The organism is Paenibacillus sp. S29 (assembly GCF_049319765.1).
GTDB classification, from domain to species: Bacteria; Bacillota; Bacilli; order Paenibacillales; family Paenibacillaceae; genus Paenibacillus; species Paenibacillus polymyxa_B.
Window position 1 is genome coordinate 114,098 of record NZ_JBMOUI010000010.1, and the last position, 17,874, is coordinate 131,971.

The following is a 17,874-nucleotide window of genomic DNA, read 5'->3' on the forward strand; positions in this document are numbered from 1 at the left end:
CAATATGATCACATTATATGAAATCCTTCATCAAAAGTCGAATTTCACAATTCTTATTCCTCTTCCATTGTATAAAGTTTTCTAGCTATGAGCATTTCCTTTTTCTCAACATATCCATGCGTAAATGAGATGAATCGGGCTAATCTGTAATCAAACACCTGGCAACTTAAATAACCAGCCGTCGGATCTCTACCGCCGGCTGGTTATTTAAGATTATATTGCTCCTCATACTACGCCAAACCATTTTGAAAACAACTTCCCAGTCCACCCCACTATGATTATCGTTAACAGCAGAATTTGAAAGACAGAGGGTCCTATACGATGCAAATTCAAACTTAAAGTGACATTAAAGTCACTTTTCTGTACAATATTCCTACTTTTCACTATTATTTTAATTAGGCATCTAAAAACCGCTTTGAAAGCGAAAGGGATGGAACTGTGACTGGATTAAAACAAGTACTCAGAAACAAGAATTATATCAGGTTTTTTCTGGCAACCTTCGCCTCACAAATGGGAGGAATTATCGGGGTTACTGCATTCATGTTTTATTTGTTGAAACGGTTTACAAATCAGCCATACTATGCAACGCTTGCCGAGTTAATGTATTCGCTCCCGATGCTGGTAGTATTTCTCGTGGTTGGAGTGCTGGCAGATCGGATGGACAGACAAAAAATTGCTGTTAATTGTGACTGGATCAGCGCTTTTTTATCCTTATGTTTGCTTATTTTTATTTGGGTCGATTCGATTCCTTTGATATTTGCCCTCCTCTTCATTCGTAGTGCTGCCTCCAAATTCTTCTTCCCAGCCGAAAGTGCCATTATACAGGGGATATTAAGCGAAGATGATTACACCATTGCCGCAGGCCTCAATCAAATGATGGGGAGTCTTTTCATGTTATTTGGAGGAACTCTGGGGGCCGTCGTCTACTGGCACTTTGGAATTACTGGAGCCATCCTAATTGATGCTATTTCTTTTATTGTGTCTGCACTGCTTATTCGTTCCTGCAAAATCCCAAAGGAAGTACGCCTTCCGAACGGGGCACATCAATTCAAACAATTAAAATTCAAACTTGTCATGATCGATTTTAAACAAGGGTTTCTTTACATACTACGCAACAGACTATTGCTTTGGTTGGTTTCAGGCTTTTTTATGTTCGGTATTTTAAATGGTGGTTTTAGCGTTTTACCGATGTTTATTCTTAAATATAAGCTAGCTCCAGGCAACTATGAGCAGTATATGGTTTGGACAGGTATTATTTTTGGAGCTGGTGTGTTGCTTGGTACCCTAATCGCTTCTCTCATCTCCGCCAAGCTAAAGCTACACCAAATGATTGCAGCGGGAGTTCTGGTAGCCGGAATAGGTATGTGCATACTTGGATTTGTTAACCACATCTACGCTTTTCTGATTATCAATTTTGTCATTGCACTGATACTTCCGTTCATTAACATTGGCATAGGAGGATGGCTTCCTCGTATTGTAGATCCTCAAATGATGGGACGTGTGCAAGGTTTGATTAATCCGTTAATGATGCTGTCCCAATCTCTTACATTAGGTTTCATTGCTATAAGCTTTCCTTCATTTATTTCAATTGAGCTCTTGTTTTTATTAGTTGGGGTCTGTACCGTTATTGTAGGAATATACTACACTATTGTGCTTCCCCGTTATGCTGATTACAGCACTTCTTCCAAGACCCTTCAGGAATCTTTATAGGCAAATTAAAAAAGTCAAACAGCAGACCATTCCGCCAGCATTGTTGAGTTGCCACTTCTGCCTCCGAATCCAGTGCAGAGGTGGCTTCATCATATCTCCTCTCAAATGCTCCACAAGTACATACGTTGGTTGCATACGACTAGCTCGTCACAACCCAGTAGATACATAGACCGATAGGGTATGTAATATTCAAAAAAAACGCCCGGCAGACGCATTAGCTGCATCAACAGGACATTTTGATTGAAATCGGAGTAGCGGGATTCGAACCCACGACCTCACCCACCCCAAGGGTGCGCGCTACCTAGCTGCGCTATACCCCGATAACCAAGTGTATGTAGATCGATGCTGTTATTTACCATTATATTCTGGTCATAAAATCCTGTAAAGGGATTATTTTCTCATCCTTCCGTTGCATTTTTAAGTTGTTTTCATTATGGTAGATACAAAAGTTAAGAGGTCAAAAACAGAGATCATAGGAGCTAACCATGCAAAGCAAAAAAGTGCTTATACCCGTTGCATTACTTCTTTTAATACAGTTAAGTGTTCCTATCTTCTATACCTTTGCACAGGATAACCTTGTCATAGATCATGAAACGAAAGAGAGAATCAAAGAACAATATGGCTTGGATGAACCGGAATTTCCTTCATCAAAGCAGCAGCAAAACATATTATTGGGAGGTGATTTTGGATTTACTCCCTCTGGTGATGCTGTTGTAGTGGAATTGACCATATTGATTCGGTATCCGCTCATTTTTATCAGTCAACAACTGGTACATTCACTGAAATCATAATTTTTTTTCTACAAGTTCCATGATATAGAGCATAAGAATCATTTATTTCGTAGCAAGTTGTCTGCCACTCGGGGTCACTTCATCCTTCTTATTGAAAAGGTTTAATTCAATGGGGCCCCTCCCATGTAGCCACAGCAGTTCATCGAATAAAAATGTCAGTCCATCCTTAGCGCGTAAGCGTTCGATGATCTCCGTAACAACTTGCATAACTTCCCCTTGTACACCCTCTGCCAGTTGCAAGCCTCCGCTCTCTCCATCTAGGTAAAGATGCGTATGATATGATTGCTCCACCTTCTTCACATGGCGCAAACACAGTATGCCATTTTCGAGGTAAAAGAAATATTGATGGTCATACAGAATCCCCTCGCATATCTCATACATATGAGGTAAATCATATGGCCCCTGAATCATGGATACCCGTTCCAATCCCATTACCCATTCTGTCATACATCCTCGCTCCATTCCTTTGTTCATTTATCACAGCTTAGTTCGATGAAATATTAACCTGTATTACAATTTATCCATTTTAAAAACCGCTCAAAATTATTATATAACGTTGTTATATGAATTTTATAAGGAAACTTCTATACGATTTTTAAGCCTCCTCACGCATTAATTGTTTTAGGATTATCAAAATAGTGACTGTTGCTAAATTTAAAGCATTTTGATACTATGAAGGCATCAACTTAGTTTACTTATAATCTTGTTAACTAGATTACTTAATTACAAATATACACTTATATTTCATACATGTCAACTAGTTTACTTGATTACTTTTTGGAGGAATTGTTATGATTAGATTTTCTCTTGATAAAATTATGAAGGACCGTGGACTCGAACAGAAAGATATTGTTTCTATTACAGGAATTAATAGGAATACGATTAAAGCTTTGGCCTCCAACGCAAACGCCCGAATTGACTTTCCAACCTTGAACACACTTTGTAGAACCCTTGGCGTACTCCCTGGTGAACTGATCGAATACTTGCCAGAAGACGACGAAGAGAGCCGTTAACATGCTTACGGCCCTCTGTTCTTTGTATAATCTCCAAAATACTTTTTTACCGATCTTCCCATTCAAATGATTTCGATCATCGTTAAACCATTCCTATTAGCGATTTCAAATAAACTCTTCCCATGTATGATAAATATCAAATAATGCATTAAGGTTACGTTGTCCCTTTAATACTGCAAACATTTTATTCGTTACGATCATGATCACATCCATATCTTTTTGCCTAGTCAAACCAGTGATAACAGGACGATTTACGCTAACATACGACTTAGGTTTAAAAACAACTCCCCAGTCCAATCCACTATGATTACTTTTTACAACCTCTCCTAGATAAATGGCAATATCCAGTGTAAAAGCTTGAGACTTTGTATCAAGTTTTTTATCATATATATAGCCCTTCAACCATTCTTCAGTTTCTGAATGCTCCTCTTCTAATTCCGAAGCACTTTTATTTTGAATCTGTACATTTCTTAGATACCATTCCCAAATGTCTATAAGCGAACGATCACTATAATCCAGATGTATCTGTGAAAATGCGCCAAGTTGCTCTAAACGTGAAGGTATTTGTCGTTTAAACCAATTAAAATGTTCTTTTGCTTCGTTTTTACTCATTTCAGAGTATTCTTTCATGACAAAAGGTGGTTGCATTAATTTATATTCCATTTTAAAAATTCCCTTCATGCTTTGCTATCTTAATTCGAAGAAAAATTCACGGTAACACCACCTGATACTAAGATCGTTAGATGCTCCGTAAAATATTGCTGTGGTAAAAATCTATAACCTCTCTCTTCTTGATCCCATTCTTCCTCGAATCTTTCCAAGAAATAATGTACGTTTTTCCAATGGATCGTGAACGGTCCTACTGTCCCAAAACCTCCACAGAGACAGTCCGATATACTGTCCAAGCTAAATCCATAGTACCCTCCGGGCCCATTAATCGCTTCACCAAGTGCTATGAAAAATGTTGTAAAATCAGATATGTATTCACCGTCCAAGGTGTAGACTTCTCCTCGTTTATCCAGTCTGGCAAAATGATTAGATGCAGATCACTGTTTCTTCATCATTTAAAATAGCAATGTACAAGTTGTATATAGATTGTTTTAACTTCGTTATGTTTTCTATGAATTCTTCGTTAAATACAAATTGCTCAAAAATGATCTTTTCATATGTTTCGACAATGATATCACCCGCTAAACCAACCACATCTCTACAATAACCAACTGTGAGCCCACTTTCATCGTCAATGACAGCAAATCTCGGCCTCATTTTATATCATACCTCCTCACAATAATTTTAAGGAATGTAGCATTTTAAGGCATCACTTTTAGCTTCTTGGGTAGAATAACCAATTATTTTGAAGCCGATAAGGATTGAGATCCTCTACACTTTTTATTTTCTTTAGATCTTCTGCAGGTATTGCAAAATAAATTTTCCCCTTCTCAGACTTAAACGTTAACGAAGCATCATACTTCTTTTCAACAATCCACTGCTTTATTTCCAACATCTCTTGAAGATAATGAGTGGCTGAAAAGTTACCTTTAATACAAATTGAAGCTTCTGAGGAGAGTTTTTGACTAACCTTAGAATAGCTTGGAACCTCGTCATGGTAGGTTAAAGCATCCCGCCCCATATGAGAAACATTTATGATGACTTCTGCATCTGATCCTGTAACTTGCTTTACTTTTTGGGCCACTGCCGTCTTTAGCTCATCCCTCCACACAGAAGAGGCATAGTTATCCATCATTTGCCTATAATAGTCTTCTTCCACCAAAAAAGAAATTCCTGAGTCAGAGATCACATTTGCTATAAATTTATCATTCTTAAAATCATAATCAACTGAATCAATTTTCCAGTTCATAGTGTACGTTTTATGTAGGTAGTCAGTAACATTGCTCCGAAATTGGACTCTTTCTATCGGACTTCCTGTTGTAATGGATACAACTGTATATGCAATTACAATGATGATCACGAATAAAACAGCTTTTTTTACCACTCCAACCAAACCTCTCTAATAAAATAATCATGTAAAAAGCTCTAAAGATTCCAGCAAAAAGTCACGCTTATATTTGTTTTTATAACCGGCTAGCTTTCTTCTTATCTTTTGTCTACATATGTCCTTTTGCGCCTTAGTAATTTTATCTTGTACGATACTTATCAGTTGATAAGATTGTCTACTCGCTTCAAAGGTATCATCCAGTAAATCTACCAGCGCCACAACATGAGTAGATACGTCAAAAAATTCTAAAGCATATAACAGTGTTCCTCTATTCCCCTTGGTCTTTGGATTTCTTAACAAGTCGATAAGAGGCAACACCGCTTCACGGTCTCCTAGATCAGCTAACGTAATGGCGATTACATTTCTTAGCAATACACTATCCGTCGTTGCTAAATATCTCAATAATATTGGAGTGAATGTATAATCCAGCTTTTCACCTATCTCCTCTATAATCCTTACCGCTTCCTTTAAATCTCCACTTTCTATGACTTCTTCTAATCGCATTTTGTTCATAGTTTACCAACCCACCTTATTACAATATATAGCAACTATCCAGTCTTAATGCAATTCAATAATTTACATATGATAACAATCCGATGTCTCTTTTGTATATAGCGAACATTGTCGAGACCCTAAATAAATATCCACTCATTGATTTAAAACAAACAAAATGTTATATTGTCTATAAAATAATCATCATTTAATTGAGGTGTTTACTAAAATGGATCATTCCGAACTATTCTGGAATGCTGGAATCGAAGAACTGAAGCGAGGATATATTCGCCAAGAAGAACAGGTAATTTGCCTGCTGGACGGACAGCGGTTTGAGCAAGGCATCATATATCAGGATCAAGGGGTATTTTACGACGCGGAGAGGTACATGCGACTTCATATTGAGCGGACGTACGGTTCGGTCTTTGACTATTTGATCGGTCTGGACAAAAAGCTGACTGGACTGACGGATCATCAGAATCGGTTGCTTCAGTTATTTTATCAAGGCATGGGCGATGCGGATATTCAAAAGGAAACCGGAATCGGTAGCGCATCCACCATACGTAATCATCGCTTTGGTCTCAAAGAAAAAGAACGACAGGCCAAGGTTTTTCTCACATTAATGGAGCTGCTAAAGGAGAAAGACCGTCACGCACCCGCCATTGTAGAAGTACCAGTACAAGCACGGATGGTGGACGAACGCTACAACATTACGGAAAACGAGCGGCAGAAGGTACTCACGAAGTATTTTCCGAATGGGACAGACGGACGCCTAAAGACCTTTAAAATGCAAGAAAAGCACAAGCTGATTGTGCTGCGTGAAATTGCGGGCCGTTTTGTAAAGGGACAAATATATCATGAGAAGGATATCAATGCGATTTTACAGGAAGTATATGACGATTATGTCACGGTGCGAAGATATATGATTGAATACAATCTATTGGATCGTAAGCCGGATGGCAGTGAATATTGGTTGAAGGAATCTTGAATCTCAACGTTTATACAATAGGAGGATTCGACAATGAATCGAAGAAAAGAATTGGTGCAGCAGTACATGGAGATGAAGACAGAGGCAGGAATCTATTGCATTCGAAATACACGTAATGGGAAAATTTTCGTCTCTTCCACGCCGAATTTAAAGTCGCTGAATGGACGGCGTTTTGAGCTGAACATGGGTGGATTTAAGAATAAACAACTGCAACAGGAATGGAATGAGTATGGCGAAGATTCGTTTGAATTTGAAGTGCTGGACGTTTTGAAGAAAAAAGACTCAGCGTTCTTTGATGTCAAAGATGCACTGACAAAGCTGGAGCAGACCTGGCTTGATCGACTCCAGCCATACGGAGACAAGGGATATTTGTAAACTTACCGATCCACGGAAAACTCCTTCCGAAGGTAGCCAAAAATAACAGCGTCGACAAACTGACCTTTTTCATAAAAATAGTCTCTTAGGTGACCTTCTTTAGTAAAGCCACTTTTGAGCAGCAGCCGTTTGGAGCCTTCGTTATCTGGATCAATGAAGGCTTCTATACGATGAACCTGCGGCAATTGAAAGCCATAATTCACGACCACCTTCATCGCTTCTGTCATCAGACCTTGCCGCCAATATTCCGGTGCCAGCTCATACCCAATTTCAATACGGGAGTGCTCCTTGTGCCAGTTATGGAATCCAATTGTACCCACGATCCGCTCAGGAGCTTCTTTTAACGTAATCCCCCAACGAAAGCCCTCTTGCTTCTCATATCTGGTTAGCATCGAACGAATAAATTTTTCGGCTTGCTCTACCTCTGTAAAGCTTTCCAAGTCATAATATTGTGTGACCTCATCCTTGGAAAAATAGCCGAACACATCCGCCGCATCCCCTACTATAAGCTGTCTTAAACGAAGCCTATCGGTTTCTAAAATCGGAAACGTTTCCATTGACATTATCCATCTCCTCCTTTACATCGAAGAACCTATCTTATCAGCCACCAGCCAATCCCAACCATCACTCCATTTATGAAGAATAATACAATACATGCTCTCCACTTGCTGATTCCACTTGTTTGAAAAAAACCTGTGACTTTACTACGACACATGAACAACGTAAACAACAAATTCCAAATAATACGCATACCATATTTTACGTAGTATAGAGCAGGGTTTAGCTGTACACCGCCCAACGTTGGAGGGACATCCGGAATAAACAGAATTGCACACGTATAACGCATGGTCTCATATGTAAAATAAAATACTGCCAGCCACCAAGCCCACTTCTTACCAAATAACATACCGACACCAGCAGTCGTCCCTGCCAAACCGAGTAACGCGATAAATCCTTGAAACATGCCCCTACAAATGCCTACTAACGTAGAAGCCTCATTTAATGCATTAAGCGTCAATAGCTGGGTCACCAACAGAAGTGCCCCATTAAAGATCAATAAAATGGCTGAAATGCTTACACCTAAAGGTCGTTCGAAAACCACGTTCGTTACATAATCTTCTACTTCTTTTTTCGTATACAGATCTGACACTTCTTCTACTCTCCTAACCCAAATTATATACTTCCATTTTCGGGCGGGTATAATAACAGTATGTTCTCGCCTCATTCCCATATATCGGCTTTTAGGAAAATATGATTTAATCTTTCCTGAAAATTCCGTTATCCGTAAGCTAATTATTATTATTCAGTGCAGCCATACAGCTAATGATCATCCTCTAAAAAAAATGGTGTCTAATTAGCTTCATGAGAATCTTTATCATTAACAGAATCCCAAATAGAGTAATATCTGTCCTTATACTACCATTCCAAGAATGAATCTGACAAATGAATGGACTACTACTCGCGCTTATGAATGTACACGCGTTATTTTCGTGGCCCGGTAACCTTCAGATGACTGGATATACTCTACTTGATAACCCATTCGGGCATCCAAAAGCTCTTCCATAAACGGAAGGCACGGACTGTAAATAAAACTCCCCCCTGGCCGAATGGCTCTAAGCAATTCCATATATTTGCGAGCGTACCCATGAATATTACCATCTTCCTTCAGATGATGATGTATAAAATGATTGGAGAATGCCATATGTGAAATGATCGTCCCCCATGCACTTTCTCCAAAGGTGGTCTCTAACCAATCTCCTCGAGTGACACAACCTTCTGTTTCAGCCAGCCGATCTGTTCCGTAAGCCTCAATTCCATAGGCACGTAAATAAGTAACCAACCGTGCCTCAGATCCGCAACCAACATCTAGAACAGGCTCTTGCAAACGAGCAATGTCCAATCCTAGTAGATTAGCTTGCAACTCCGGCGTATATTCCTCACAAGGTATCCAAAAGGTATACTCACACTCTGCATACTTAGCAAACATTTCACGTCCATTGGTACGAGTTAAAAAATCTCTCAAATGCCCGTAATGCTGCTGAAGCAGCAAGTCCAGGATTTCTATATCTATAGATTTTTTCTGGAACAACTTTTCAATCCGAGTGAAGAGTCGATCGTACAGCTCCGTAAGCTCCCTCGCATGATCTGTGTGAAAATGTAGATACTGATTGGTATTTACAAACTGGGACAGTATTTTAGCCGCTACATCCGTCACAAAAGCGTTATACGTATGCTGGCGCTTCAAGCTTTGAAGCATGAGGATCAGCTCCGAGCTTCTCTGCGTCAGCCAGTACGTCATTTCTGTTGAAGGTCCTAACAGAACAGAACCCTCGCGCATATAAAATAAACTCCGATGCTGATTGTACAGGAGTTGACCGTTAATAAGATTATGAAGTTGGGCGACTGTCATTCTCGCTTCCTCCTTAAGATCCAGAACATTAAAGCCCTACCCAAGCCTAAGCAATGCTATCTTTGGGTAGGGCCAGCTTATTTTCTAAGTATACCATGACTATGGAAATAATGTTTTATTGCGAATCTTCCGCCTGTACATAAGAGGATAAAGGAATGTTCAGCTCACGTATTCCCTGAGCTACCAGCCGAGCTATTTGCTCCGCACCGTATTCCTGAAAATGTGTATCATCCTTCACTCCATCAGGAAATGCAGGATACACCCCTGGCTCCACATGTAAAAATAACGGAAGTGTTCCTTCGAGGCCAAGTGTATCGTAGTACGCTACACTCAAGCGGCTAAGATCGACCAGTGCAACATTTGTCTCCGATGCTGTTTCCTTCATGGCCTGCACATATTCCGGGAAACTAATCCGAAACGAGGCACTTGCCGCATCATAATCCCGGCGGCCAACAGGAGTAATTAGCACAGGTGTTGCACCGCGTTGGATGGCTCCTTGGATGTAGGTTTTCAAGTAAACTTTGTAATCCGCGGGTGAAACATAACGCTCTTGGTTGTTGATCGCGGCATCATTATGTCCAAACTGAATGAGCAGATAATCTCCTGGTCGGATATTGCGTAAAATATCATCTAACCGCCCTTGTACCAGAAAGGTTTTCGTGCTTCGTCCACCAATAGAACGGTTCACAAAAATAGGCTCATCTGTGAAGAACGGAGCAATCATTTGCCCCCAGCCCGCTTGAGGCTTCATCGCGGATTTATAGGTTTGAACCGTAGAATCTCCCGCAAGGTATACCGAAGGGTGTTCTCCAGCCGTTCGAGCATCCTTTGGAGTAATAACCAAAGCGTTAATCTTCGCTTCATTACCTGAGAAATACAATTCAAGCTGCCCATCGATGAGTGCAAGTTCAAATCCAGCCTCGACAAATTGTCCTGCTGTTTTGGTAGTAGGTTCTACCTTGACAATGGACTCGGCTTTAACCGTAATGTCTGTGTTTCCGGCAGTATCTCCGGCAATAAGGGAAAGCGTGTAATCAGCAGGTGGTAAATTGACAACAAATGATGATCCTTGAACACGAACAAAATCTGAGCGTATAGCATCATTTCCACCACGATCCTCTTCATCCACCTTGGAAAGATCGGTAAATCCATAGCCTCGCTCAGGCGTGTAAACATCCTTGGCAGTGACTTGGGTGTAGCCGTCAGCTACGTTCCCTGGGCCAAAGTCGAATCGAAGAGGCGCCGCAAGCTGTCTTTCGGCCAGTGCCTGCCCGGGGATAAGTATGGTTGCAAACAACAAGCTGAATCCTGCGCATAATCCAATCATCTTACCGAACAACCTGTGACGCTTTCCCTTTTGTTTCAAGCGCAACCCTCGCTTTTCAGGTTATTTGAGTGGTTTGTCATTGTCTCTACGTGTATTGCTCCCCGCCAGCTTTTGACAGCCTTGATCCAGCGCCCAGGATACCACAATGCCAACTGTATACCTGATCAGATCCGCGGTCAGAAACCCTTTCCCAAGCACCAAGCCGCCCAGCGTCGTTGCCCGAATGTGGTTAATCCAGGGAGCCTGGTACATCTGGCTGAACTCAATGGCGAAGCAAAACAGCAAGCTGCCCCACAGGGCTACAGACAATTGACGATTCACCCACAACATTCTCAGCCCAAAATAAATCATGCACGCCCACAAAGCATCCCCAAAGTGATTAGCAACGAATTCAGGCAACTGGGAGGAGAAAACCCGGCTTCCCAAACCCAACAAAATCGTGACCAGCACAGCAATTAGGTACGCAGCGCGGGCCTTCCAGCGGAATTTCGCCTTTATTTCCCGATTGGCCTTCCTAATGACGCTCTTACGAACGCTCCTCATGCTAAATCACCTGTCCTAATGCTGGGACATCTTCGCCAAGCTGCTGGAAATTCGTAAAGCATCCTCTTTTGGATAGCGCTTGCAAGATTACTGAACCTTTTGCTGATGACATATTGTATGCACACTAACTTGTCTGTATTTTTCATAAAATAATTAATCATAATGAGCCTCCGTAATATCGTACAAACCATCAGCAACTTCCAAACTGTTCATGTGAGGATACTAGAATTCAATACCACGCACCTTGGCAAAAACCATTTGGTGTGCCATGCTTCCCTCTTCATCATACTCGACGTTTCTTAAAATCCCCTCCAGTGTAAAACCTGCACGTTCCGCTACCTTGGCGCTGCGTGTGTTTCTGGAATCACAACGAATCTCCACCCGATTGGCATTCAAATGCTGTATGGCAAAATTCGTAATACCGTGCACGGCCTCTGTGATAATGCCTTCTCCGGTCCATGATGTTCTGAGCCAGTACCCAATTTCAAATCTTCGTGCATCCCAATCAATACGGTGCAGACCGCTGCTGGCTACAAATTCTCCCGAAACCGTATCAAATATATACAACATCATATCAGACCGATCCAGAAATTTAAGTCTGGCTTGGCGCGAACGGATTTCAGATTCCTCTGCCGTAGGAAGATTTCTTGCAAACGGAAGCCAAGGCCGCAGTTCATTCGCACTCTCTCGCATCGCCTCATTGACTGCCGCCCCATCCCCCCACTGCGGGGCGCGTATGGTCAATCGTTCCGTCTGGAATTGGTCAGGGAACGATAAGAGAATGGGATTCGGTTGCTGCTCCATACTCATGATGCACCCTCCTCCTTATTCGTTGAATAACTGCGACGATCCAGCCAACCTGTGATTTCACGCAAACTCCCAATCTGATAGTCCGGTACAATGCCCGTTTCCTGCCACGTCATAAAGCCTTCCAGCCAGATGGTATGCAATCCTGCACTTTGTGCACCACGAATATCATTTGTCGGGTGATCGCCTACATAGCAGGCATGGCCGGGATCGACAATGCCCAGCTCATTCAGAGCCAACTCGAAAATTCGAGGATTAGGCTTCTGGATGTTGACGCCGCCCGATACGATAATAGAATCCACATAATCCCTCAGCATAACTCGGTCGATTTTCGCTTGCTGCGTATGGAGTGAGCCGTTGGTAATAATACCAAGCTTCAAGCCACGCGACCGCAGTTCGGACAGCACTTCCTTGGCCCCGTCCATCAACACCGTAAACTTATGAAATTCACCATACCAAAAGCCCAACATCTCTTGTACTGACGTATCGGGATTTTTCAGTTCCAAGTCTGCATGCAGCTCAGTATACAGTTCCATCTTATCCCGATATCCGTCCTGATCCGCCAAACGTATCTGTTCAACGACAGCCGCGCGGATCGCAGGTTCTTCTGCCACAATAAATCGTTCTATAAAGCACTCTGTATATGCCGCAAACGCCTGTTTGCGATGAATAAGAGTATTATCCAGATCAAAAATAATCGCTTCTATGGACATAAATAGCTCCCTTCCTTCATCCTCTTGCACCGATTAGGTTGAAACAAATTGAATAATTCCTATTAGAAATAAAAGAAAAAAAATAGACAAGAAAATGATGATCATGTACTTCAAGATTCTCTTGGAGGTCGACTTTTGTTCCAGTTTGGTCTCGATCTGGGTCAACCTTTCTTTGATTTCTTCCAAATCCTGCTCCACCTTCACATCATGCTCCCCTTCCTTCGTTTCGACTTATTCATCTTCCTGACACTCACTCACAAAAGTTGCTCCAAAAACGCACCTTTTTTACGGCATTAAAATCAATTTGTTCATAAGGCTTCTCCCCAAACTCCAGCTTGAAATACTCCTGCAAACATTCCCCATACACGATAATATCCGTTTGATACACTGAAAATACCGGATTTCCTTCTTCAGATGGCTGCTCTGGGATATATCGATGGCCGTTGATCGGGATTAGCTTGGGCACACGTAAAATCTCACGTTTACATATATCAACGGCTTCCGCCGAATCTGTCGGTTTTTCGCCCCATTCGGGAGGCCAGAATATATGTTGCTCCACATCAAAAATCATACCTTCCAGCGGCCAATTCAACCTTTGCCGAATTACACCCATCCGCTGTGGTGACGTATCTCTCCAAGGGATAAAGCTTTTACCGATGGGAAGAACACTCATCAGAAGCTCCCTCAAATCGGGCGGGAAGTGAATATCATACCTGCCTTCGACATCGGTAACCTCTTGCATGGATAAGCCTGGAGCTAAGGTCACATCGTGTTTACGTAATAAATCTATGATATAAGCGATATCCATCTCTTATCGACTCCTCAGCAGCTAGCTAGTTGACCGGATTGGTCAAGAGGCCTACCAGGCTTGTAACTTCAACTTTACCAACACGGCGCGGGCCTTCCATAAAATATCCCCTCGTTCCTGCGTATGCTGTCTGCTATTTTCATAGGGGTTCCACATTTCATATCATCCCCTTAGGTCTTTTCCAAAAATATGTACTTCATTCTAGTGTAATTCAATAGGAAAAGAAATCCAAGTCTTATCCGCAATACATTGCTGAATAAGCTTGGATTATATGAGAGTCCTTTATTAAAATATATGATTTCTATGCTTGCTGTCCGTTCACCTGAATATCTACGGATACTTGCTGCCCCAACCAAGCCTGCATGCGATTCCACGAAAAAACCTGCTCCATGTGAAATACACCATATGGAAGTTCTGAACGGTACAGGGCGAGCGCTGCAAAGACGGCTGCCTTAGCGGTTAAATCAGACTGATGGTGGCCCCTTAGCCGGCATTCAACCTTCGTCTCTTTGCCATTGAGAGTTCCTTGAGCATCTACCTTGACCGCTACAGCATTCCCTCCTATATGTACCTTGCCAAAGCTGCGAACCACCGCATCACGCACGGTTTGCTGTCGGAGTAAACCTGATACTCCTATCGTTCGAAGCCCTGCCAGAAGCCGGGTGGTCAAGCGCGAATCAAAGCAAAGGCGTGTGCTAACGGTAGGAACTTTGAGCGTACGAGGAAGTGTCTGCTGATCCGAAAAAGGAAATCGATACGCCCGATGGCGCCCCACTCCTGCACCAAAGTCTGCCACTATGCCGTCGGTAAAGCTTTTTCGAGTCACCAGGCGTCCCTGTTCTATAACCTCCAAATCGGCATGAATCTGATCTACTGTCCACTCAATGGCAGCCTGACCGTGTTGATCTCCCAAGCCTAGCATCAAAGATATGTTCAACTCATCTGTCTGATCCATGAGCTGCGTCGCTTGCAGTGCTAACAAATTGGTCAGCCCCGGAGCTAATCCTACACTTAACAGGGCTGTGGCCTGATAAGCTCGGGCCTCTTGATGACACTGCTCCACCTGACTCAAAAAGGCCGCATTCGCTGTAATATCCATATAATGTACCCCATGTTGTAGACAGGCACGTACCAAGGCCGTATTGTCCTGATCCAGACACATGATAACCAATTTAGCTTGCTCTAATATCGACGGGTCCATCGGCTCATGAATATTTAGCTGCAAGGGCCGTATCTCACCATTCGATTGTCTACTAAATTCAGTGGCCCGCTCCAGACTACGACCTGCGGCAAATACCTTGCCGGGAAACATTTCACTTAACTCCGTGCATATAATTTTTCCAACATGGCCATACCCGCCAATGGTGATGATGTTATCCTTTGTCATAAGTCGTCTCTCCCTCTTTAACCGCAAACCATGCATTTATTAAAAAAGCGCCATAATACCGGGTGATATGGGTAAAGCCTGCATCTATCAACAGTTCCTGTATTGCCGCATTGGACACCGGGTTTGACTCACGACCGATGGAAGCAGCGAATCGTTCCCAATCCTCCAGTGAAATGCCCTGACTCAGCATATGACCCTTCCACGCCTGCATTTGGATGGAAAAAGAAGGCTCCTGCGAATTCCCATTAATAGAAGCTAGACAAAAAGGTGCACCCGGCTTGAGTCGAGCAGATATCTGGCGTAGCAATGCCTGTTTACTTTCCAAGCTCTGAAGAAAATGAAGCACCAGCAGGCAGGTTGCAGCGTCATAGATCGGTCCTCTGGATGACTCTTCCAACGTACCTGCAACAAACGATATTGTTGAACTGATGCCCGCATGTGTCACACGCTTACGTGCCAAATCCAGCATGTGCTCAGAGGGATCAACTGCCGTAAAGGACCATGCTTCATGGCGCCCTCCGAGCGTTATCAATTCCTGACCGCCTCCAGCACCGACAATTAGCACATTTGGATCTATATTTCGAGTATGAGCTTGTGCCTCAAGCTGTGCGGTTATCAAACAGTCTGTCATCTCGTACAAATGAGCATATCCAGGTATTTTTAAAGCAATCGTATCCGCGTACTTATGCACATTCGGATGATTCCAGCTCATCGGTTGATTTGAGTCCGTATTTCCAATAGGGGTATGTTTCATATGTGCTTTCCTCCAAACATTTAGCCTTGATCTTCTCAGACCATTCGTTTATTGTTGATTTAATTAAGAATCATTCTCAATTATAAAGACAATACGAATATCCACCATCCCATAAATGTGGGATTTAATAATCGTGCTTGAGAATCTCCAGCTTTCACGATAGGAGTAAATGATGAACGCACATTACACGCCATTTGCACAGCTTAAGGACGCTCGACAGCAGATCATTGATCTGGGGAAAAAAGCCCCCTCATCCCTAACGTACAAGCACACCCTAATCGACCGCTTGCGTACTCAGGTTGCTTTCGATGCGGCGTGCTGTACCTCAGTAGATCCGCGTACGCTGCTTTCCACGGGGGCATTTATAGAATCGGGTGTGGAGGACATTCATAACAAACTGCTAGAATACGAATATCTGCACGACGATATGATGAAGTATGATCAGTTGGTGCGAGACGGACAGTCTGTAGCCACGCTACATGGGTCTACACAAGGCCAACCGGATCGGAGCACACGATATAGAGATGTTTTGCAACCCGCTGGATTCGGGGACGAGCTACGTGTTCCGTTTATGTACAAAGGGAGCTGTTGGGGATTTCTTACGTTGTTCCGTCATCATGGAAAACCTGTATTCAGCGAGGAAGAGCAACAACTGCTTGAAGCGTTAGCGCCATCCATTGCCTACCATCTGCGTCAGGCCAGTGTCGGTCTATCTCCAGCCCCTGCCATGATTACGGAAAATGAACTTGAACCAGGAGTTCTCATACTTTCTGATAAGCTAGAACCGATCTCATCCAATACAGTAGCAGAGCAGTGGCTACAGCTGCTTCGGCAGCAGGAGGGAATCCATGAAGACAGCCTTCCGGCTCCTGTCCGGGCGGTATGCTTGCGAGCGCTATCCACTGCCACTGCACCAGCCCGACTATGTATCCCTTCCGCAGACGCAGGAACCCCATGGGTAACCATCAGGGCCACCCTTTTGCAAGGCGGACAGGAGCATACGGGCCAGAAACAGCTAGCCGTATGGTTTGAGGCTGCTAAAGCAACTGACATGCTGCCGCTTATGACCGAGGTGTACTCATGGTCCGAACGAGAGAGACAAATTGTCCAGCTCATTGTTAAAGGCTTTTCGACCAAGGAGCTGGCCAGCGCACTTCATATTACTGCCTACACGGTACAGGATCATCTTAAAGCGATTTTCTTGAAAACAGATGTAAGCAGCCGTCGTGAGCTCGTATGGAAGGTATATTCCAGATTCAACTAACCTATGTAAAAAAGACAGATGACCCGATTAGGGGTCATCTGTCCAGGCTGTCGAGAAACCCCCTGTTTTTTTGCAGGGGGTTTAAAACTGTCTTAGTGGTCTAAAAACTAGGGTCCTCAGATCGTTTTAAATCGATTTTTGTTTTAAAAGATGCGTCTCCCCATATAAAAATAGAAGTGTCGAAAAGTCCTCTGGACTTTCTCGACACTCTGGACAGATGACCCGATTAGGGGTCATCTGTCTTTGCTTCACTGCTCTATTTGGACACAAGAGCCTTATTTCTTCGAAGAGGAGTTCGTATCATCGTATGATACTGGTGAGGGCTTCGCAATCCATTCATCAGCCTCAGGCTCGATATCCACGCCATTTTCCAGCTTCGTTTTCTCCATCAAGGAATCTCCGTCCTCGTCCTTCTTGTTGCGGATTTTCGCTTCGTCTTGAGTGTGATCGCTCATGTTGATTCCTCCTTTTTTAATTTCATCTGATGGTTGTACCT

Annotated in this window: 24 protein-coding genes and 1 tRNA gene; 6 read left to right on the forward strand and 19 right to left on the reverse strand. The window is 42.8% G+C overall.

All coding sequences use genetic code 11. The annotated features are described in order from the left end of the window. The first annotated feature begins 438 nt into the window (after window positions 1–438). A complete protein-coding gene (locus ACL9RM_RS17630; protein ID WP_250267857.1) occupies window positions 439–1,710 on the forward strand; it encodes an MFS transporter in 1,272 nt (423 codons plus the stop codon). Window positions 1,711–1,956: 246 nt separating this feature from the next. Here ACL9RM_RS17630 and ACL9RM_RS17635 read toward each other — a convergent pair. Next, a tRNA-Pro gene (locus ACL9RM_RS17635) sits at window positions 1,957–2,030 on the reverse strand. 165 nt (window positions 2,031–2,195) lie between these two features. Between ACL9RM_RS17635 and ACL9RM_RS17640 the strand changes: the two genes are divergently transcribed. After that, complete coding sequence (locus tag ACL9RM_RS17640; RefSeq protein WP_076158061.1) at window positions 2,196–2,501, forward strand: hypothetical protein; 306 nt, start codon at window positions 2,196–2,198, stop codon at window positions 2,499–2,501. A 42-nt stretch (window positions 2,502–2,543) separates the two neighbouring features. Here ACL9RM_RS17640 and ACL9RM_RS17645 read toward each other — a convergent pair whose 3' ends face one another. Then, window positions 2,544–2,948: a hypothetical protein gene (locus ACL9RM_RS17645; protein ID WP_235307865.1), complete on the reverse strand. Its 405-nt coding sequence runs from the start codon at window positions 2,946–2,948 to the stop codon at window positions 2,544–2,546. Window positions 2,949–3,292: 344 nt separating this feature from the next. On the opposite strand from ACL9RM_RS17645, the gene ACL9RM_RS17650 reads away from it, so the two are divergent. Next, window positions 3,293–3,514, forward strand: coding sequence for a helix-turn-helix domain-containing protein (locus ACL9RM_RS17650; protein ID WP_235307864.1), 222 nt, complete (start codon window positions 3,293–3,295; stop codon window positions 3,512–3,514). Between the two features lie 105 nt (window positions 3,515–3,619). Here ACL9RM_RS17650 and ACL9RM_RS17655 read toward each other — a convergent pair whose 3' ends face one another. The 5 genes from ACL9RM_RS17655 to ACL9RM_RS17675 form a co-directional block, all read right to left on the reverse strand. Beyond that, a complete protein-coding gene (locus ACL9RM_RS17655) occupies window positions 3,620–4,177 on the reverse strand; it encodes a hypothetical protein (RefSeq protein ID WP_250267856.1) in 558 nt (185 codons plus the stop codon). 29 nt (window positions 4,178–4,206) lie between these two features. After that, window positions 4,207–4,509: a barstar family protein gene (locus tag ACL9RM_RS17660; protein WP_250267855.1), complete on the reverse strand. Its 303-nt coding sequence runs from the start codon at window positions 4,507–4,509 to the stop codon at window positions 4,207–4,209. 40 nt (window positions 4,510–4,549) lie between these two features. Next, window positions 4,550–4,780, reverse strand: a complete 231-nt coding sequence (locus ACL9RM_RS17665; RefSeq protein ID WP_235307861.1) for a hypothetical protein — start codon at window positions 4,778–4,780, stop codon at window positions 4,550–4,552. 58 nt (window positions 4,781–4,838) lie between these two features. Then, the gene (locus ACL9RM_RS17670) at window positions 4,839–5,372 is read right to left on the reverse strand and encodes a hypothetical protein (RefSeq protein ID WP_336077399.1); all 534 of its coding nucleotides are present in this window, start codon (window positions 5,370–5,372) and stop codon (window positions 4,839–4,841) included. A 162-nt stretch (window positions 5,373–5,534) separates the two neighbouring features. Next, on the reverse strand, window positions 5,535–6,023 hold the full coding sequence (locus ACL9RM_RS17675) for a HEAT repeat domain-containing protein (RefSeq protein WP_250267853.1): 489 nt from the start codon (window positions 6,021–6,023) through the stop codon (window positions 5,535–5,537). Between the two features lie 208 nt (window positions 6,024–6,231). Here ACL9RM_RS17675 and ACL9RM_RS17680 point away from each other — a divergent pair, with 208 nt between their 5' ends. Both ACL9RM_RS17680 and ACL9RM_RS17685 read left to right on the forward strand, forming a co-directional pair. Beyond that, the gene (locus ACL9RM_RS17680) at window positions 6,232–6,990 is read left to right on the forward strand and encodes a DUF2087 domain-containing protein (protein WP_069291461.1); all 759 of its coding nucleotides are present in this window, start codon (window positions 6,232–6,234) and stop codon (window positions 6,988–6,990) included. Window positions 6,991–7,023: 33 nt separating this feature from the next. Continuing rightward, window positions 7,024–7,365 (forward strand): GIY-YIG nuclease family protein, encoded by a 342-nt coding sequence (locus tag ACL9RM_RS17685; RefSeq protein WP_069291460.1) that lies wholly within the window; start codon window positions 7,024–7,026, stop codon window positions 7,363–7,365. Window positions 7,366–7,367: 2 nt separating this feature from the next. Here ACL9RM_RS17685 and ACL9RM_RS17690 read toward each other — a convergent pair whose 3' ends face one another. The 11 genes from ACL9RM_RS17690 to ACL9RM_RS17740 all read right to left on the reverse strand — a co-directional run bounded on the left by ACL9RM_RS17690 (window position 7,368) and on the right by ACL9RM_RS17740 (window position 16,114). After that, window positions 7,368–7,928, reverse strand: a complete 561-nt coding sequence (locus ACL9RM_RS17690; RefSeq protein ID WP_414126427.1) for a GNAT family N-acetyltransferase — start codon at window positions 7,926–7,928, stop codon at window positions 7,368–7,370. A gap of 29 nt (window positions 7,929–7,957) precedes the next feature. Beyond that, window positions 7,958–8,515, reverse strand: coding sequence for a hypothetical protein (locus tag ACL9RM_RS17695; RefSeq protein WP_069291458.1), 558 nt, complete (start codon window positions 8,513–8,515; stop codon window positions 7,958–7,960). A 315-nt stretch (window positions 8,516–8,830) separates the two neighbouring features. Continuing rightward, window positions 8,831–9,775 (reverse strand): class I SAM-dependent methyltransferase, encoded by a 945-nt coding sequence (locus ACL9RM_RS17700; protein WP_414126428.1) that lies wholly within the window; start codon window positions 9,773–9,775, stop codon window positions 8,831–8,833. Between the two features lie 115 nt (window positions 9,776–9,890). Beyond that, window positions 9,891–11,102 (reverse strand): rhamnogalacturonan acetylesterase, encoded by a 1,212-nt coding sequence (locus tag ACL9RM_RS17705; protein ID WP_250268896.1) that lies wholly within the window; start codon window positions 11,100–11,102, stop codon window positions 9,891–9,893. 60 nt (window positions 11,103–11,162) lie between these two features. Continuing rightward, the gene (locus ACL9RM_RS17710; RefSeq protein WP_235307856.1) at window positions 11,163–11,645 is read right to left on the reverse strand and encodes a DUF2809 domain-containing protein; all 483 of its coding nucleotides are present in this window, start codon (window positions 11,643–11,645) and stop codon (window positions 11,163–11,165) included. A 222-nt stretch (window positions 11,646–11,867) separates the two neighbouring features. Next, on the reverse strand, window positions 11,868–12,455 hold the full coding sequence (locus ACL9RM_RS17715) for a GNAT family N-acetyltransferase (protein WP_250267851.1): 588 nt from the start codon (window positions 12,453–12,455) through the stop codon (window positions 11,868–11,870). Beyond that, window positions 12,452–13,165, reverse strand: a complete 714-nt coding sequence (locus ACL9RM_RS17720; protein ID WP_250267850.1) for an HAD family hydrolase — start codon at window positions 13,163–13,165, stop codon at window positions 12,452–12,454. Before ACL9RM_RS17720 ends, ACL9RM_RS17715 begins: the two co-directional genes overlap by 4 nt. A 33-nt stretch (window positions 13,166–13,198) precedes the next feature. After that, window positions 13,199–13,369 (reverse strand): hypothetical protein, encoded by a 171-nt coding sequence (locus tag ACL9RM_RS17725; protein WP_250267849.1) that lies wholly within the window; start codon window positions 13,367–13,369, stop codon window positions 13,199–13,201. Between the two features lie 46 nt (window positions 13,370–13,415). Further along, window positions 13,416–13,973, reverse strand: a complete 558-nt coding sequence (locus ACL9RM_RS17730) for a hypothetical protein (protein ID WP_061829100.1) — start codon at window positions 13,971–13,973, stop codon at window positions 13,416–13,418. A 301-nt stretch (window positions 13,974–14,274) separates the two neighbouring features. Next, window positions 14,275–15,360, reverse strand: coding sequence for a saccharopine dehydrogenase family protein (locus tag ACL9RM_RS17735; RefSeq protein WP_250267848.1), 1,086 nt, complete (start codon window positions 15,358–15,360; stop codon window positions 14,275–14,277). Continuing rightward, complete coding sequence (locus ACL9RM_RS17740; RefSeq protein ID WP_250267847.1) at window positions 15,347–16,114, reverse strand: class I SAM-dependent methyltransferase; 768 nt, start codon at window positions 16,112–16,114, stop codon at window positions 15,347–15,349. The genes ACL9RM_RS17735 and ACL9RM_RS17740 overlap by 14 nt, the downstream gene beginning before the upstream one ends. A gap of 172 nt (window positions 16,115–16,286) precedes the next feature. Here ACL9RM_RS17740 and ACL9RM_RS17745 point away from each other — a divergent pair, with 172 nt between their 5' ends. Continuing rightward, window positions 16,287–17,378 (forward strand): LuxR C-terminal-related transcriptional regulator, encoded by a 1,092-nt coding sequence (locus ACL9RM_RS17745; RefSeq protein ID WP_250268895.1) that lies wholly within the window; start codon window positions 16,287–16,289, stop codon window positions 17,376–17,378. Window positions 17,379–17,653: 275 nt separating this feature from the next. On the opposite strand, the gene ACL9RM_RS17750 is transcribed toward ACL9RM_RS17745, so the two are convergent. Then, window positions 17,654–17,833 (reverse strand): hypothetical protein, encoded by a 180-nt coding sequence (locus tag ACL9RM_RS17750; protein WP_013309345.1) that lies wholly within the window; start codon window positions 17,831–17,833, stop codon window positions 17,654–17,656. Between the last annotated feature and the right edge of the window lie 41 nt (window positions 17,834–17,874).

Excerpts from the sequence above, each read along its gene's own strand:
- ACL9RM_RS17670 (WP_336077399.1), bottom strand. The coding sequence starts at position 5,372 with ATGAACTGGAAAATTGATTCAGTTGATTATGATTTTAAGAATGATAAA.
- ACL9RM_RS17710 (WP_235307856.1), bottom strand. The coding sequence starts at position 11,645 with ATGAGGAGCGTTCGTAAGAGCGTCATTAGGAAGGCCAATCGGGAAATA.
- ACL9RM_RS17645 (WP_235307865.1), bottom strand. The coding sequence starts at position 2,948 with ATGACAGAATGGGTAATGGGATTGGAACGGGTATCCATGATTCAGGGG.
- ACL9RM_RS17700 (WP_414126428.1), bottom strand. The coding sequence starts at position 9,775 with ATGACAGTCGCCCAACTTCATAATCTTATTAACGGTCAACTCCTGTAC.
- ACL9RM_RS17735 (WP_250267848.1), bottom strand. The coding sequence starts at position 15,360 with ATGACAAAGGATAACATCATCACCATTGGCGGGTATGGCCATGTTGGA.
- ACL9RM_RS17705 (WP_250268896.1), bottom strand. The coding sequence starts at position 11,102 with ATGATTGGATTATGCGCAGGATTCAGCTTGTTGTTTGCAACCATACTT.
- ACL9RM_RS17740 (WP_250267847.1), bottom strand. The coding sequence starts at position 16,114 with ATGAAACATACCCCTATTGGAAATACGGACTCAAATCAACCGATGAGC.
- ACL9RM_RS17730 (WP_061829100.1), bottom strand. The coding sequence starts at position 13,973 with ATGGATATCGCTTATATCATAGATTTATTACGTAAACACGATGTGACC.
- ACL9RM_RS17640 (WP_076158061.1), top strand. The coding sequence starts at position 2,196 with ATGCAAAGCAAAAAAGTGCTTATACCCGTTGCATTACTTCTTTTAATA.
- ACL9RM_RS17690 (WP_414126427.1), bottom strand. The coding sequence starts at position 7,928 with ATGTCAATGGAAACGTTTCCGATTTTAGAAACCGATAGGCTTCGTTTA.
- ACL9RM_RS17650 (WP_235307864.1), top strand. The coding sequence starts at position 3,293 with ATGATTAGATTTTCTCTTGATAAAATTATGAAGGACCGTGGACTCGAA.
- ACL9RM_RS17720 (WP_250267850.1), bottom strand. The coding sequence starts at position 13,165 with ATGTCCATAGAAGCGATTATTTTTGATCTGGATAATACTCTTATTCAT.
- ACL9RM_RS17750 (WP_013309345.1), bottom strand. The coding sequence starts at position 17,833 with ATGAGCGATCACACTCAAGACGAAGCGAAAATCCGCAACAAGAAGGAC.
- ACL9RM_RS17685 (WP_069291460.1), top strand. The coding sequence starts at position 7,024 with ATGAATCGAAGAAAAGAATTGGTGCAGCAGTACATGGAGATGAAGACA.
- ACL9RM_RS17665 (WP_235307861.1), bottom strand. The coding sequence starts at position 4,780 with ATGAGGCCGAGATTTGCTGTCATTGACGATGAAAGTGGGCTCACAGTT.
- ACL9RM_RS17655 (WP_250267856.1), bottom strand. The coding sequence starts at position 4,177 with ATGGAATATAAATTAATGCAACCACCTTTTGTCATGAAAGAATACTCT.
- ACL9RM_RS17715 (WP_250267851.1), bottom strand. The coding sequence starts at position 12,455 with ATGAGTATGGAGCAGCAACCGAATCCCATTCTCTTATCGTTCCCTGAC.
- ACL9RM_RS17745 (WP_250268895.1), top strand. The coding sequence starts at position 16,287 with ATGAACGCACATTACACGCCATTTGCACAGCTTAAGGACGCTCGACAG.
- ACL9RM_RS17675 (WP_250267853.1), bottom strand. The coding sequence starts at position 6,023 with ATGAACAAAATGCGATTAGAAGAAGTCATAGAAAGTGGAGATTTAAAG.
- ACL9RM_RS17680 (WP_069291461.1), top strand. The coding sequence starts at position 6,232 with ATGGATCATTCCGAACTATTCTGGAATGCTGGAATCGAAGAACTGAAG.